The sequence below is a fragment of the Streptomyces coerulescens genome (assembly GCF_042657965.1).
GTDB classification, from domain to species: Bacteria; Actinomycetota; Actinomycetes; order Streptomycetales; family Streptomycetaceae; genus Streptomyces; species Streptomyces coerulescens.
In genome coordinates this window covers 291,444-305,671 of record NZ_JBHSKM010000024.1, presented here as the reverse complement: position 1 = coordinate 305,671, position 14,228 = coordinate 291,444, and the positions used below count along the sequence as shown (strand labels likewise).

The following is a 14,228-nucleotide window of genomic DNA, read 5'->3' as shown; positions in this document are numbered from 1 at the left end:
CCACATATCCGCTGGCCGACGGCCGGAGAAGGCTCGGTTGAACTCGTCGATGGTCTGTCAGCGCTGCGGGGACAGCAGCTCGGGCACGGTGGCCGCCTGGTGCTCTGCTCGCTGGACGCCGCCGCAGGCCAGGACGGCCGGGCCGCCGGCCGGGGCCGTGGTGGGGCGGTGTTCCGCCGGCTTCGTCACCGGTGTGGGCGCCGAGCTCCTCCGAGATGGCGTCGCCTCACTCGTCGAGGCGCGAACCCGCGGCGCTTCGCCCACACCGACCGGGACAGCGGACGCGGCGGGACCGGCCGACCCGGCACAGGCTCGCGGCGCAGGCGTCTTCAGCGCCGGCCGGTGCCAGGACAGCGGCCGGCACGGAGCAGGACGGCCTGCTGACCGTCGCGGGGCTGACCGTGCGGGCCGGGGACCGGAAACTCGTCGACGACGTGTCGTTCACCATCGGGGCCGGCCAGATCGGCGGCCTCGTCGGGGAGTCGGGCTCGAGCAAGTCCACCATCGCCATGGCGATCGCGGGCCTGCTCCCTGACCTCGTGTCCTGCCAGCGTCACGAATCCGGCGTCCAAAGCCTCGTACACGCACCCGCGGAGACCTACCCAACGCCGGACTACCACATCTGCACAGGTCAGAGCGGTTCGGACTACCGCTGACGGCACGGAGTCGAAGCGAGTGACGGATTCGGCCGGACTCGTGGGGTACGGCCGGACTTCAGACCTACAGTCGGCACCCTCGTCACGCAAGGAACGACAACCGCACCTGCCGACGAGGGTTGTCCTTGTTGGTGTCCACGAGGCACACCGACTGCCAGGTGCCGAGTTCCAGTCGGCCGCCGACCACGGGCAGGGTCGCGTGCGGTGGGACGATGGCCGGGAGGACGTGGTCGCGGCCGTGGCCGGGGCTGCCGTGGCGGTGCTGCCAGCGGTCGTCGGCGGGCAGCACGGTGTGCAGGGCGGCCAGGAGGTCGTCGTCGCTGCCGGCGCCCGTCTCGATGATCGCGATGCCGGCCGTCGCATGCGGCACGAAGACGTTCAGCAGGCCGTCCCGGCCCGCCGCCGCCTCGCGCAGGAAGGCCTCGCAGTCGTGGGTGAGATCCACGACCCGCTCCGAGGAGCCGGAGGCGACGTTCAGGACTCGTGTGGTGAAGGCGTCGGACATGCCCTCCATCCTCGCCCATGCGGCGGACTCCACACGTCATGTGACGTTCGGGGCGTCATACGCAAGGTCCACTGCGCGAGGCGCCGTTGACCACCTGCTGGGGGAAGATCCGCGCCCTCGCGGCGGTTGGTAGAAGCGTGAACAACACTGAGGTGGTCGAAGCGGTCGACGTGGTCGTCATCGGCGCTGGTCAGGCAGGTCTGTCCAGCGCCTACCACCTGCGGCGCACCGGTTTCGAGCCCGGCCGTGACTTCGTGGTCCTCGACCACTCCCCCGGTCCGGGCGGCGCCTGGCAGTTCCGGTGGCCGTCCCTGACGTACGGCAAGGTGCACGGGATGCACTCGCTCCCGGGTATGGAACTGACCGGCGCCGACCCCGAGCGGACGTCCTCCCAGGTCATCGCGGAGTACTTCGACACCTACGAGCGGACCTTCGGCCTGCGGGTGCGACGACCCGTCGACGTGCGTGCCGTGCGCGAGGGCCCGGACGGGCGGCTGCTGGTCGAGACCTCGGCGGGAACCTGGGCGACACGGGCCCTGATCAACGCGACCGGCACCTGGGACCGGCCGTTCCTGCCGCGTTACCCGGGCCAGGAGACCTTCCGGGGCCGGCAGTTGCACACCGCGCAGTACCCAGGACCGCGGGAGTTCGCGGGGCAGCGGGTGGTGGTCGTGGGTGGCGGCGCCTCCGGCACCCAGCATCTGCTGGAGATCGCACCCTACGCGGCGGCCACGACATGGGTCACACGGCGTCCGCCCGTGTTCCGCGAGGGCCCCTTCACCGAGGACGTGGGCCGGGCCGCGGTCGCGCTGGTGGAGGAACGGGTCCGGCGGGGCCTGCCGCCGAAGAGCGTGGTCTCGGTCACGGGACTGCCGCTGAACGACGCCATCCGGCAGGGCCTGGCGGACGGCGTCCTGGACCGCCGTCCCATGTTCGACCGGATCACCCCGGACGGGGTGGAGTGGAACGACGGGCAGCACGTGGCGGCCGACGTCATCCTGTGGGCGACCGGCTTCCGGGCCGCCATCGACCATCTCGCCCCGCTGCACCTGCGCGAGCCGGGCGGCGGCATCCGGGTGGAGGGAACGCGCGCGGTCGCCGACCCTCGTGTCCACCTGGTCGGATACGGCCCCTCCGCCAGCACGATCGGGGCCAACCGGGCCGGCCGTGCGGCCGTACGGGACATCAGGCGGCTGCTGGCCGAGGAGCCGGTGGCCGCGTGACGCGCGGGCCGGCCGGCCGAACCAGTATCCGCATGACGTCCCGCCGGCTCACCCGGTCGGCTTCGGGCTCGCCTCCTGCTGCTTCTGCTGCCTCTGTTGCTTCTGGTGGGCGTTGAACTCGGCGACGTTGCGCAGGTGTTCGTCGTAGTCGGCCGTGAAGCGGGTGTCGCCCGCCTTGACCGTGACGAAGTACAGCCAGTCACCGGCGGCCGGGTTGATCGCGGCGCGCATCGCGTCGTCGCCCGGGTTGTCGATGGGCGTGGGCGGCAGGCCCATGCGCTGGTACGTGTTGTAGGGGCTCTCGATCCGGGTGTCGGCCTCGGTCGTCCGGAGCGTGGAGCGCTTCAGGGCGTAATTGATGGTGGAGTCCATCTGGAGCGGCATACCGCGTTCGAGCCGGTTGAACACGACCCGCGCCACCTTCGCCATGTCGGTCCTGGTGGCGGCCTCGGCCTGGACGATGCTCGCGATCGTGACCGCCTGATAGACGTTCATGGCGTTGCGCTGCGCCCCGGCGGCGATGGGGGCACCGCTGAACTTCCGGTTGGCGGTGTCGACCATGGCCGACAGCAGCGAATCCGGTGTCGCCTTCCTGCCGTTCTCCTCCAGCGGATACGTCGCCGGGAAGAGGTAGCCCTCGGGGTTGCCGTCCGCGTCGTTCGGGAGCTTCAGGTCGAGCTTGTCGAGGGACTTCTTCGTGGTGCCGGCCGGCAGCGTGAGGGCCTTGTCGACGGCCTCGTAGACCTGGCTCGCCCGCCAGCCCTCCGGGATCACCAGCGAGGTGGGCCGGGCAGGCTCCTCCTCGCCCATGACCAACAGCGGCACCGCCACGGCGGTACCGGCCACGACGGCGCCGGCGGCGATGAGAGCCATACGTCCCCGGCGCGTCAGTCGAATCGTGCTCCGTGGCGGAGTGTTCAAGTACATGCGGGCACGGTATCCCGCACATGCTTACAAACCCGACATAACGTCACCCTGTGGGCTCCAGTTGGGCGTCCCGCCTGACCAGCGCCGCATAGCGCCCGTCCCGCTCCAGCAACTCCTCGTGCGTGCCCCGTTCCGCGACCTGCCCCTCGTCGAGGACCACGATCTGGTCGGCGCCCCGGACGGTGGACAGCCGGTGCGCGATGGTGATCGTGGTGCGGTTGGCGGACAGGGCGTCGATGGCGTCCTGCACGGCCCGCTCGGTACGGGTGTCCAGGGCGCTGGTCGCCTCGTCGAGGATGAGCACCGGAGGGTCGCGCAGGATGGTGCGGGCGATGGCCAGGCGCTGCTTCTCACCGCCCGAGAAGCGGTGGCCGCGCTCGCCGACGACCGTGTCGTAGCCGTCGGGCAGGGACGCGATGTGGTCGTGGATCTGGGCCGCCCTCGCCGCCGCGTACAACTCCTCGTCGTCGGCGTCCGGCTTGGCGAAGCGCAGGTTGTCGGCGACCGTGGCGTGGAAGAGGTACGTCTCCTGCGAGACGACGCCGACCGCTCGGGCCAGGGTGTCGAAGTCGAGGTCGCGCACATCGACTCCGTCGAGGGTGACCCGGCCGCCGGTCACGTCGTACAGGCGCGGCACGAGATGACCGAGCGTCGACTTCCCGGCGCCGGTCGGGCCGACGACCGCGAGACTGCCGCCCGCAGGGACGGTGACGTCGATGCCGTCGAGGATGGCGCCCCGTTCTCCGTCGTTGCCGTCGTACCGGAACTCGACGTGCTCGAAGCGGACCTCGCCCTTGACGCGGTCGAGGTGGACGGGGTCCTCGCGCTCGGAGATGTCGATGGGCAGGTCGAGGTACTCGAAGATGCGCTGGAAGAGCGCGAGCGAGGTCTGGATCTGGACGCCGGTGGACAGCAGGCTGACCGCCGGGCGGAACAGGCCCTGCTGGAGCGAGACGAAGGCGACGATCGTGCCGATGGAGACCTGCGGGCCACCGACCTGGAGGACCACGCCGGCGGTCCAGTAGATGAAGGCGGGCATGGCGGCCATGACCATGGCGATGACGGCCATGCGCCAGCGCCCGGCCATGTTCGACCGCACCTCCAGGTCCACCAGCCGATCGGACTCGTCGGCGAAGGCCTCGGTCAGCGAGTCGGAGCGGCCCATGGTGCGGCCGAGCAGGATGCCGCTGACCGAGAGCGACTCGGTGACGGTGGCGGCCATCGCGGCCATCTGCTTCTGGCGCTGGGTGGTGATCTTCTTGCGTTCGTTGCCGACGCGGCGGCTGATCCAGACGAAGACCGGCAGCAGGAGCAGCGAGACGACGGTCAGCCGCCAGTCGAGGGCGATCATCGCGACGATCGTGGCGACCACGCTGGTCAGGTTGGAGACCAGGGACGTCGCGGTGGAGGTGACGGTCGCCTGCATGCCGCCGATGTCGTTGGCGATACGGGACTGGACCTCGCCCGTGCGCGTGCGGGTGAAGAAGGCGAGCGACATGCGCTGGAGGCGGCCGTAGACGGCGGTGCGCAGGTCGTGCATGACGCGCTGGCCGACCGTCGTGGAGATCAGGGTCTGGAGCACGCCGAAGACGCTGGTCAGGACGGCGCTGAGGATCATGCCGAGCGCGAGCAGGCTGAGCAGGCCGGTGCGGCCCTCGGGGATCGCGACGTCGAGGATCGCCTTGAGCAGGAACGGTGTGGCGACGCCGACGAGCGACGAGGCGCCGACGAGGAGACCGACGACCGCGAGGCGGCCTCGGTACGGACGGAAGAGTCTCAGGATGCGACGCACCTGCCGCGGCTGTTCCTGCTGCGCGGCGGATGGCGTCCAGGCGGGTTCGTGGTCGGGATGCATGGGCTCCTACGGAGGTGTGACGATGCGGGAGGACGGCCCCGGGGCCGCCCGTCGGAGCGTAGCTCATTGTTACCTATACTCACAATGAACCTGGTCCTGATATTGTTCCCGCATGACCACCTCCGATCCCGACGGCCCGCTCGCCGAGCAGCTGCTGCGCTTCACCCGCCGGGTGCACCGGATCCAGAAACGGCACCTCCAGGAGTGCGGCCTGGGCGTCACGCCGGCTCAGTCACGCCTGCTGCGGACCCTCGCACACTACGACTCGCCGCCCCGGATGGCCGACCTCGCCGAGCGCCTGGAAGTGGTCCCGCGGGCGGTGACGACGCTGGTCGACGGGCTGGAGGCGAGCGGGAAGGTACGGCGGGCGCCGGATCCGACGAACCGGCGGGTGATCCGCATCGAACTCACCGAGGACGGCCGCAAGGCCCTGCGGGAGCTGCACGGCGCGCGACGGTCGGCGGCGCAGGAGATCCTGGCGCCGCTGACGGACGAACAGCGGTCGGTGTTGGGGGAGCTTCTGGATACGTTGATCGACGGGGGTGGGGGGCGCGGGTGCTGAGCGCCGCGTGAGCGGGGAAGGGCCGTGGCCGCCGCTCCCGTACTGCGGGAGCGGCGGCCACGGCCCTTCGCGGAGCCCGCGCCTGGGTGCTGAACCTCAGCCGGTCTCGGCGGCCGGTTCCTTCTTGAGCTCCTGTGGCTGCTCGGTCGGCTCCGCGTCCTCCAGGCCGACCACGATCTCGCCGTCGAGGACCTTCTTCGCCCGCTCCCTGTCCAGCGCGCCCTCCCAGCGGGCGACCGCGAAGACGGCGACGCAGTTGCCGAGCAGGTTGGTGACGACGCGCATCGAGTCCATGATGCGGTCGACGCCGAGCAGCAGGGCGACGGCGCCGGCCGGGATCGCGCCCAGCGAGGACGCGGTCGCGGACAGGGCGAGGAACGCCGAGCCGGGAATGCCGGCCATGCCCTTGCTGGTCAGCATCAGCACCAGCACGACGGTGATCTGCTGACCCAGGCTCAGGTCCACGCCCACGGCCTGGGCGATGAACAACGTGCCGATGGACAGGTAGAGCGAGGCGCCGTCGAGGTTGAAGGAGTAGCCCGTCGGCAGCACCAGACCCACGGCGTCGTCGCGGGCGCCGGCCCTGCGCAGCTTCTGCATCACCCGGGGCAGGACCGACTCCGTGGACGCGGTGCCGAGGGCGAGCAGCATCTCCTCGCGGATGTAGCGCAGGAACTTCCACAGGCTGAGCCCGGTGACCAGCTTCAGGGCGAGGGCGAGCAGCGCGATGAACAGGGCGGCGGCCACGTAGCACAGCACGATCAGCTTGCCGTAGGTCTCGATGACACCGAGACCGTAGTTGCCGATCAGGACGGCCATCGCGCCGAACACCGCGATCGGGGCGAGTCGCATCACGAAGCCGACGATCGCGAAGATGATCTCCTGAGCCTGCTCGATGGCGGGCAGCACCTGCGGCACCTTGGTGTGGCCGAGATGCAGCAGCGCGGCGCCCACCAGACAGGCCAGCACCAGGACTTGGAGCAGGGAGTTCTCGGCGAAGGCGCCGAGGAAGGAGGTGGGAATGGCCTCCAGCACGAACTCGGTCGTCGAGGGCAGATGGCCGCCGCCCGTCTTCGCGTCGACCGCCGAGGCGTCCAGCGTGGAGGGGTCGACGTTCATCCCCGAACCCGGCTGGACCACGTTGGCGGCGAGGAGCCCGATCACCAGCGCGAGCGTGCTCGCGACCTCGAACCAGATCAGGGCCTTGAGCCCGATCCGGCCGAACGCCTTCAGGTCACCGGCCTTGGCGATGCCGACGACGACCACGCAGAACACCAACGGCGAGATGATCGTCTTGATGAGCCGGATGAAACCGTCGCCGAGCGGCTGGAGATCCGCGCCGAACCCCGGCCACAGCTTCCCGACGACGATCCCGAGCACGAGCGCGCAGGCGACCTGCGCGAAGAGAGAGGTACGCAGTATGCGTGCGACGCGTCGCGGCAGGGACGGTACGGACGGTGGCACGGGCACTCCTTGGGGGGACGACGGCACACGGAAGTTCCCTGGAACGGCGGGGACTTCTGCCATACGGAAAGCGCGTTCCGTTCGGATCACTGTGCGGGTGATGTTGGTCCCGCACAAGACCGCCGTGTTGCATCCGGGTAAATCACGCCCTGCGTGACGTGTCGCGTGCATCCCGCCTCAGCAGCGGCTTCGGTCCTCGGTGAGGACGCCTTGAACGCTCGTCAGGGAACGGTCGTGACACCCGTCCGAGCCGTACGACCGATAGCGCTCGCTCGTCGTACCGACCGCGTGCCGCTGGTCGCGCGGCACGTTCAACGTCCAGGCGGCGTCGCCGGTGTAGGTGTCGTCGACCCACGACCACCGCGTTCGCCGGCCGTCCCGGGTGGTCACGACGGAGGCCCGGTCACCGAGGGTCAGCACGGTGCGCAGCCGGTCGTCCGCGCCGATGACGATCGAGCCGTCCATCGTGTACGTCCGCTGGGTACGGGTCGTGCGGGCCGGCCCGCGTCCGCCCACAGTGACCGACTGCTCGTCCGTCCAGGTGGCGTCGAGGGCGTCCAGGTTCTCGCCGTCGGTCCAGCGGTGTGCGGAGTCATGGGCGAGCGAGCGCCGCACGGTGGTCGTCACCCGGCCGTGCGAGGTGTCGACGTACCCGGCCACGGTCAGCCGGTGCCCACCCTCGGCGTCCACACGGTGCTCCGAACCGGGCGTGTACGTCGAGGAGTTGGCGAGGTCACCGGTCTTGTGCACGGTGAGCTTGCCGGTGACGTGCGCGCGCTCGGCGTCCTGCCGGACTAGGACGTTCACGGGTGCGCTCCAGCCGCTCTGCCCCTCGGGTACGCCCACGACGGAGACCTCTACGCGGTGCGGGCGGCCGTCGTTGAGCAGGCCGGCGAAGGGGGTGAGGTCGTACTCGATCGGCTTGACGTCGAAGGCGCGCGGGCCCGGGACGACGTACCAGAGGAAGGGGTTGGACCAGCCGCCGGTCCAGACGTGCGGGAACGGCGCGGCGATTCCCGCCAGTTGGCCGTCCACCTTGATCTGCACCTCGCGGTACGGTCCGCCGGCCGCCTTGCAGGAGTAGGGCGCCGGGTCGGGCGCCGCCAGGTACCAGAACTCCTCGCAGCCGCCGCCGGAGCCGGTGGCGTACACCTCGGCGACGATGCGCTCGCTGTTGCGCGGGGTGGTCAGCGTGCCGTCGTGGAGGGTGAGAACGCGGTCCGGGTTCGCGGCCGGGCGGCCGGCGTAGAACGTCAGCGTGACCTTGACGTCGATGACACCGGTGTATGTGTCGTCGACGACGTTCCCGATGAGCATCTCGACGTCGTGGTCGGCGCGGAACGTGTCGCTGTAGCGCGTGACGTCCTTCTCCACGGACCACTCGATGCCGTCGGGCGACGGCTCCGGAGTCGACGTACGGAAGATCTCGACTCCGCCGATGCGCAGATGGCCGAGCCGGTCGTACTGCCGGCCCTTGACCTTGCCGTCCATCCGCAGCACGACCTTGCTCCAGCGGTCACCGCAGCCGTCGGGGGGTGAGTAGGCGCCCTTGTAGGGGGTGAAGTCACGGAACTGCGCCTCGGCGACGGTGACTTGACACGTCTTGCCGGAGGGCTTGGTCACGGGCGGGACGGCGGTGATGGGGTCGTGCCAGTCGGTGCCGAACTCGGCGGGGACGTCGACGGGTTGGGCCGCCGGGGCCGGGGGCGCTCCGAGGAGGGTGCTCGCCAGGAGGGTGACCCCTGCGAGCATGGACATGACGATCCGTCTCTTCATGGGCGGTGTTCTACGGTGAGTCGGCCACCGGCCGCAACGACGCCTTCTCCGTCAGCGCGCGGCCTTCAGGTGAGCCCTGTCCCCCATCACCACCACGGGGTGCAGCTCCGGATCGAGCGTGCGCAGCAGCTGCTCCATCCCCGATGCGGACAGGCTCACGCAGGCCGACGTACCACTGCCGTGGTCCATGTGCAGCCAGATGCTTCCGCCCCGCTCGTAACCCCGTGGACGGGTCGGGTCGTTGGGCGGGGTTCCCTTGACGCGGTTGTAGTCGATGGCGATGACGTAGTCGAAGTCGTGCCAGTACGACGTCGCCCACCAGCGCGGCGCCGCGAAGGCGGCCGACCTGGTGTACGGCAGTCTGGCCCCGGGATCCTTCCGTACGCCGCCCGCGTCGCTGAGCGTGAACACGCCGACGGGGCTGCGTTTGTCGCCCTCGCGGTGGTCGGTGGTCCAGCCCTTCTTGCCGTTGTGCGCGGGCCACGCGCGGACGCGGTCCCAGGTGGTGCCGCGCTTCGTGTAGAGCACGACCGTGGAGTCCGCGGAGTCCCTGCCGTCGCCGTACACCGCAACGACCTGGCGTGAGTCGGCGGGGATGCGTCGCTGCCAGCGGTCGCCGACGCCCGGGATGCGCGTCGGATCGGCGGTGGCGGCCGAGCGTCCGGGCGCCGACCTGCCGACATCCGCACCGGCGCCGTCCCGCGCTCCGTCACGCGCTGCGTCCCGCGCCCCGCCGCACGCCGTGAGGGTCGCGGTCGCCAACAGGGATCCGAGGGCCGCCGTCACGACCGTCGCGCGCCATGCTCCGCCGTTCCGCATCGATCCATGGTCGCACCACCTCCGGCCCGAGGGCCGGAACTGAGCGGCCCGTTGGAAAACCGTTTGCGTCCGGCCACGCTGCGACGCGAACCTGTCACGGTTTGCTGCCGCCGAGCGCTGCCCGTACCGCGCCTCGGCCGTCGATCGACCCACCATCCCTTCCCTCACTGACACGAGCCACTGGGACGTCATGCAGATTCAAGACCTTCCGTACCCCGACCCGGGTGTGCCGGACGCCCGCTCAGGTCCCCGATTCCTGTGGTGGCTCTTCAGGAACCAGCTGGACGGCCAGCTCAAGGCCCTGGCCTGGGGACTGCTGCACTTCCTTTCCGTCTCCGCGCTGCCGTTCTGTGTCGGCCTCGCCGTGCAGGCCGTCGTCGACCGTTCGGGCGCACAGCTCGCCCTCGCCGGCGGACTCCTGGCCCTGTGCTGCGCCGGCAACGCGATCGGCGAGACCTTCCTGCACCGCACCGCGGTCACCAACTGGATCACGGCCGCCGCCCGTGTCCAGCAGGTTCTGGCCCGCAAGACCGCACAACTCGGCTCGGCCCTGACCCGGCGTGTCGCGGCCGGTGAGGTGGTGGCGGTCTCCACGGGCGACGTCGAGAAGATCGGCTGGTTCGTCGAGGCCTGGTCACGCTTCACCGCCGCGGCCGTCACGATCGTGGTCGTCTGCGTCGGACTCGTCGTCTACCAGCCCGCGCTCGGCACGGTCGTGGCCGTGGGCCTGCCCGTACTGGCGGTCGCCGTACTGCCCTTGCTGCCCCGCGCGACCCGCCGCGCCGACCTCCAGCGCGAGAAGGCGGGCCGTGCCACCGAACTCGCCTCCGACACCGTCGCCGGCCTGCGCGTCCTGCGTGGCATCGGCGGCGAGGAACTCTTCCTCGACCGCTACCGCAGTGCCTCCCAGGAGGTACGCCACGCGGCCGTGCGCAGCGCCCGGATGTGGTCCCTGATCTCCGCGATCCAGGTGCTGATGCCGGGCCTGCTGCTGATCGCGGTGGTCTGGTACGGCGTCCACCTCGCCCGCCAGGGCCAGGTCGGCATCGGCGAACTGGTCACCGTCTACAGCTCGATCATGATCCTCACCTATCCGCTGCGGCACTTCGAGGAGATCGCCATGGCGTACTCCTTCTCGCGGCCCTCGGCCCGGCGCGCCGCACGCGTGCTGTCGCTGGAGCGCGCCACCGACACCGGCGGGTCGCGCGACGGGGCGGAAGTGCCGTCCGGCGATCTGTACGACCCGGCCACAGGACTGCTCGCGCCCGCCGGCCGGCTCACCGCCGTGGTGTGCGGCGATCCGGACGCGGCGGGACGCCTCGCCGAACGGCTGGGCGGGCACCCTTCCGAGGAGAGCACCCCGGTGCTGCTCGGCGGCGTCCCGCTCGACGAGTTGCCGCTCGACAGTGCCCGTACGGCCGTCCTCGTGCAGGACAAGGATCCGGTGCTGCTCTCCGGCACACTGCGCGAACTCCTCGACGTGCCCAGGTCGGGCCACGTCCGCCCCGAGGACGCGCTGGCGGCCGCGCAGTGCGAGGACGTCCTGGCCGCACTGGTCCAGGGCTCGCTGGACGCCGAGGACCCGATGGACGCCAGGATCACCGAGCGCGGCCGGTCGCTCTCCGGCGGCCAGCGCCAACGCCTCGCGCTCGCACGGTCGCTGATCACCGATCCGGGCGTCCTCGTGCTGGACGAGCCGACCTCGGCCGTCGACTCGCACACGGAGGCCCGCATCGCGCAGGGCGTGCGGAACCTGCGGGCCGGGCGCACAACGGTGGTGTTCACCTCCTCTCCACTGCTCCTGGACCGCGCCGACCGGGTCGTCCTCGTCCACGAGGGCGAGGTCGCGGCGGTCGGCGTACACCGCGAGCTGGTGCACTCCGAGCCCCGGTACCGGGCGGTGGTGACCCGGGAGACGGAGGAAGAGGCGGCGGAGACGAAGACCGCTCGCAGCGACGGACCGGCCGGGGACCAACCGGTCAAGGCGTCCTCGCTCGAAGAAGTACTCAAGGAACTGGAAGAGATCGAGGAGTCGGCATGATCGGCGTTGCGCCACCGGAGTACGACCCGGCGGCCCCGACGACGGCGAACACCCTGCCGGTCGGCGCCCCCACGACCGTACGCAGCTACGTGGTGGAGCTGTTCCAACGGCACCGCCGTGCCTTCCTGCTGCTCGTCGCCGTCAACACGGTCGCCGTGCTGGCGTCGATGGCGGGCCCCTGGCTGCTCGGCGGTCTGGTCGAGCGGGTCGCGGACGGGGCCGCCGAGCACGAACTCCATCTGGAGCTCACCGTCGGCCTGTTCGTGGTCGCGCTCATCGTGCAGGCCGTGTTCGTACGGCAGGTACGGCTGCGCGGGGCGATGCTCGGCGAGCGGATGCTGGCCGATCTGCGCGAGGACTTCCTCGTACGGTCGGTCGGGCTGCCGCCCGGCGTCCTGGAGCGCGCCGGGACGGGCGACCTGCTGTCCCGGATCACGACGGACATCGACCGGCTGGCCAACGCGATGCGCGAGGCCGTGCCGCAGCTCTCCATCGGGGTGGTGTGGGCGGCCCTGCTGCTGGGCGGACTGATCATCACCGCGCCGCCGCTCGCGGCCGCCGTGCTGGTCGCCGTGCCGCTGCTGGTGATCGGCTGCCGCTGGTACTTCAAGCGGGCGCCGGCCGCCTACCGCTCGGAGGCCGCCGGGTACGCCGCCGTTGCCGCCGCGCTCGCCGAGACCGTGGACGCCGGGCACACCGTCGAGGCCCACCGCCTCGGCGCCCGCCGGGTCGAGCTGTCGGACCTGCGGGTCAAGCAGTGGACCGCGTGGGAGCGGTACACGCTCTGGCTGCGGTCGGTGCTCTTCCCCATCATCAACGTCACCCATGTGACCGTCCTCGCCTCCGTCCTGATGATCGGCGGCGTCTTCGTCCTCCAGGGCTGGATCGGGGTCGGTCAGCTCACGACTGGTGCGCTGATCGCGCAGATGCTGGTCGACCCGGTGGGCCTGATCCTGCGCTGGTACGACGAGCTCCAGGTCGCCCAGGTCTCGCTGGCCCGACTGGTCGGGGTCCGGGACATCGAGCCGGACGCCGGGGACACCGAGCTCGCGCCCGCAGGCCGTGACGTGCACGCCGACCGGGTGCACTTCGGCTACCTGGAGGGCGTGGACGTGCTGCGCAAGGTCTCCCTGGAGGTCGCGCCCGGCACCCGACTGGCCCTGGTCGGCCCCTCGGGCGCGGGCAAGTCCACGCTGGGCAGGCTGCTCGCCGGCATCTACGCGCCCCGGGACGGCCGGATCACCCTCGGCGGGGCCGAACTGTCCCGGATGACAGCCGAGCGCGTCCGCTCCCATGTCGCCCTGGTCAACCAGGAGCACCACGTGTTCGTGGGCTCCCTGCGCGACAACCTGCTGCTGGCCCGCACCGACGCGGCCGACGCCGAGCTGTGGGCGGCGCTGGGCGCGGTCGACGCCGACGCGTGGGCGCGTGCGCTCGACGACGGCCTCGACACCGAGGTCGGCTCGGGCGGCTTCGCCCTCACCCCTGCCCAGGCCCAGCAGATCGCGCTGGCCCGCCTCGTGCTGGCCGACCCGCACACGCTGGTCCTGGACGAGGCGACGTCCCTTCTCGACCCCCGGGCCGCCCGCCACCTGGAACGCTCCCTGGCCCGAGTCCTCGACGGCCGCACGGTCGTCGCCATCGCCCACCGCCTCCACACCGCCCACGACGCGGACGTCATCGCCGTCGTGGAGAACGGCCGGATCAGCGAACTCGGCAGCCACGAGGAACTGGTCGGGGCGAACGGGGCCTACGCGGCGCTGTGGCGGTCCTGGCATGGCTGAGCGGGAGTGAGTGCGGGAGTTGGTACCGGGGGTGCCGGAGCCGACGGCCATGGGTAGGTGGTCCTGCCGGGGAGTGGAGGACTGTGGCCGACCCGAAGGGCGGGGGCGGGCTGGGCCGGGGCTGGGACATTCGGCCGACTCGGGGGTTGGGTGCGGGTGCTGGCGCGGGCTCGGGTGCCGACGCGGGTGCGGGTGCCGACGCGGGTGCGGGTGCCGGTGCGGGTGGGCGTACGGGTGCCGGTACGGGTCGGCCCACGGGTGCCGGTACGGGTGGGCGTACGGGTGCCGGTACGCCCTCGTCGTTGCGGGGTCAGGCGCTGTGGAGTGCGGGTCCGCCGCCATCGTTGCTGGGGCCGGCTCTGTGGAGTGCGGATTCGCTGCCGACGTGGCTGAGGCCGCCGCTCGTCGTGATCGGTGGGGTAACTCGCTGTGACCGTTTGAGGAGCCCAGCGTGCCTGCGGTCAGGGCCGGGCCCGCGGTGGCCGGGACGGGACCCATCGCGACCGGGGTAGCGACTGGCGTAGTAAGGCCGGCACCCGCCATGGCCCGGCCGGGGTATCCGTCTCCGGCATACCGGACCTGACCCCGCCGGTTTCCCTCGGCGTCTCCGCACGGA

At 71.2% G+C, this 14,228-nt stretch carries 12 protein-coding genes; 5 read left to right on the top strand and 7 right to left on the bottom strand.

The window, feature by feature from the left end; translation table 11 throughout:
- Positions 1-57 precede the first annotated feature (57 nt).
- Positions 58-189 (bottom strand): hypothetical protein, encoded by a 132-nt coding sequence (locus tag ACFPQ9_RS30885; protein WP_380860672.1) that lies wholly within the window; start codon positions 187-189, stop codon positions 58-60.
- A 26-nt stretch (positions 190-215) separates the two neighbouring features.
- Between ACFPQ9_RS30885 and ACFPQ9_RS30880 the strand changes: the two genes are divergently transcribed.
- A complete protein-coding gene (locus tag ACFPQ9_RS30880) occupies positions 216-656 on the top strand; it encodes an ATP-binding cassette domain-containing protein (protein ID WP_380860669.1) in 441 nt (146 codons plus the stop codon).
- An 82-nt stretch (positions 657-738) separates the two neighbouring features.
- Here ACFPQ9_RS30880 and ACFPQ9_RS30875 read toward each other — a convergent pair whose 3' ends face one another.
- The gene (locus ACFPQ9_RS30875) at positions 739-1,161 is read right to left on the bottom strand and encodes a secondary thiamine-phosphate synthase enzyme YjbQ (RefSeq protein WP_380860666.1); all 423 of its coding nucleotides are present in this window, start codon (positions 1,159-1,161) and stop codon (positions 739-741) included.
- A 137-nt stretch (positions 1,162-1,298) separates the two neighbouring features.
- On the opposite strand from ACFPQ9_RS30875, the gene ACFPQ9_RS30870 reads away from it, so the two are divergent.
- The gene (locus tag ACFPQ9_RS30870; protein WP_380860663.1) at positions 1,299-2,384 is read left to right on the top strand and encodes an NAD(P)-binding domain-containing protein; all 1,086 of its coding nucleotides are present in this window, start codon (positions 1,299-1,301) and stop codon (positions 2,382-2,384) included.
- Positions 2,385-2,432: 48 nt separating this feature from the next.
- Here the strand turns inward: ACFPQ9_RS30870 and mltG are convergent, their stop codons facing one another.
- Positions 2,433-3,311: an endolytic transglycosylase MltG gene (mltG, locus tag ACFPQ9_RS30865; protein ID WP_380860660.1), complete on the bottom strand. Its 879-nt coding sequence runs from the start codon at positions 3,309-3,311 to the stop codon at positions 2,433-2,435.
- Positions 3,312-3,354: 43 nt separating this feature from the next.
- The gene (locus ACFPQ9_RS30860) at positions 3,355-5,166 is read right to left on the bottom strand and encodes an ABC transporter ATP-binding protein (protein ID WP_380860657.1); all 1,812 of its coding nucleotides are present in this window, start codon (positions 5,164-5,166) and stop codon (positions 3,355-3,357) included.
- A gap of 112 nt (positions 5,167-5,278) precedes the next feature.
- Here ACFPQ9_RS30860 and ACFPQ9_RS30855 point away from each other — a divergent pair, with 112 nt between their 5' ends.
- Positions 5,279-5,728, top strand: a complete 450-nt coding sequence (locus tag ACFPQ9_RS30855; RefSeq protein ID WP_380860654.1) for a MarR family winged helix-turn-helix transcriptional regulator — start codon at positions 5,279-5,281, stop codon at positions 5,726-5,728.
- Positions 5,729-5,824: 96 nt separating this feature from the next.
- Here the strand turns inward: ACFPQ9_RS30855 and ACFPQ9_RS30850 are convergent, their stop codons facing one another.
- The 3 genes from ACFPQ9_RS30850 to ACFPQ9_RS30840 form a co-directional block, all read right to left on the bottom strand.
- Positions 5,825-7,192 (bottom strand): cation:dicarboxylate symporter family transporter, encoded by a 1,368-nt coding sequence (locus tag ACFPQ9_RS30850; RefSeq protein WP_380860651.1) that lies wholly within the window; start codon positions 7,190-7,192, stop codon positions 5,825-5,827.
- A 177-nt stretch (positions 7,193-7,369) separates the two neighbouring features.
- On the bottom strand, positions 7,370-8,968 hold the full coding sequence (locus ACFPQ9_RS30845) for a peptide-N4-asparagine amidase (RefSeq protein WP_380860648.1): 1,599 nt from the start codon (positions 8,966-8,968) through the stop codon (positions 7,370-7,372).
- 51 nt (positions 8,969-9,019) lie between these two features.
- Positions 9,020-9,787, bottom strand: coding sequence for a hypothetical protein (locus ACFPQ9_RS30840; RefSeq protein WP_380860646.1), 768 nt, complete (start codon positions 9,785-9,787; stop codon positions 9,020-9,022).
- A 190-nt stretch (positions 9,788-9,977) separates the two neighbouring features.
- On the opposite strand from ACFPQ9_RS30840, the gene ACFPQ9_RS30835 reads away from it, so the two are divergent.
- Positions 9,978-11,828, top strand: coding sequence for an ABC transporter transmembrane domain-containing protein (locus tag ACFPQ9_RS30835; RefSeq protein WP_380860643.1), 1,851 nt, complete (start codon positions 9,978-9,980; stop codon positions 11,826-11,828).
- Positions 11,825-13,612, top strand: a complete 1,788-nt coding sequence (locus ACFPQ9_RS30830) for an ABC transporter ATP-binding protein (protein WP_380860640.1) — start codon at positions 11,825-11,827, stop codon at positions 13,610-13,612. The genes ACFPQ9_RS30835 and ACFPQ9_RS30830 overlap by 4 nt, the downstream gene beginning before the upstream one ends.
- Positions 13,613-14,228: the final 616 nt, after the last annotated feature.

Coding starts and splice junctions, on each gene's coding strand:
- ACFPQ9_RS30880 (WP_380860669.1), top strand. CDS start 216: ATGGCGTCGCCTCACTCGTCGAGGCGCGAACCCGCGGCGCTTCGCCCA.
- ACFPQ9_RS30875 (WP_380860666.1), bottom strand. CDS start 1,161: ATGTCCGACGCCTTCACCACACGAGTCCTGAACGTCGCCTCCGGCTCC.
- mltG (WP_380860660.1), bottom strand. CDS start 3,311: ATGTACTTGAACACTCCGCCACGGAGCACGATTCGACTGACGCGCCGG.
- ACFPQ9_RS30860 (WP_380860657.1), bottom strand. CDS start 5,166: ATGCATCCCGACCACGAACCCGCCTGGACGCCATCCGCCGCGCAGCAG.
- ACFPQ9_RS30855 (WP_380860654.1), top strand. CDS start 5,279: ATGACCACCTCCGATCCCGACGGCCCGCTCGCCGAGCAGCTGCTGCGC.
- ACFPQ9_RS30845 (WP_380860648.1), bottom strand. CDS start 8,968: ATGAAGAGACGGATCGTCATGTCCATGCTCGCAGGGGTCACCCTCCTG.
- ACFPQ9_RS30840 (WP_380860646.1), bottom strand. CDS start 9,787: ATGCGGAACGGCGGAGCATGGCGCGCGACGGTCGTGACGGCGGCCCTC.
- ACFPQ9_RS30835 (WP_380860643.1), top strand. CDS start 9,978: ATGCAGATTCAAGACCTTCCGTACCCCGACCCGGGTGTGCCGGACGCC.
- ACFPQ9_RS30830 (WP_380860640.1), top strand. CDS start 11,825: ATGATCGGCGTTGCGCCACCGGAGTACGACCCGGCGGCCCCGACGACG.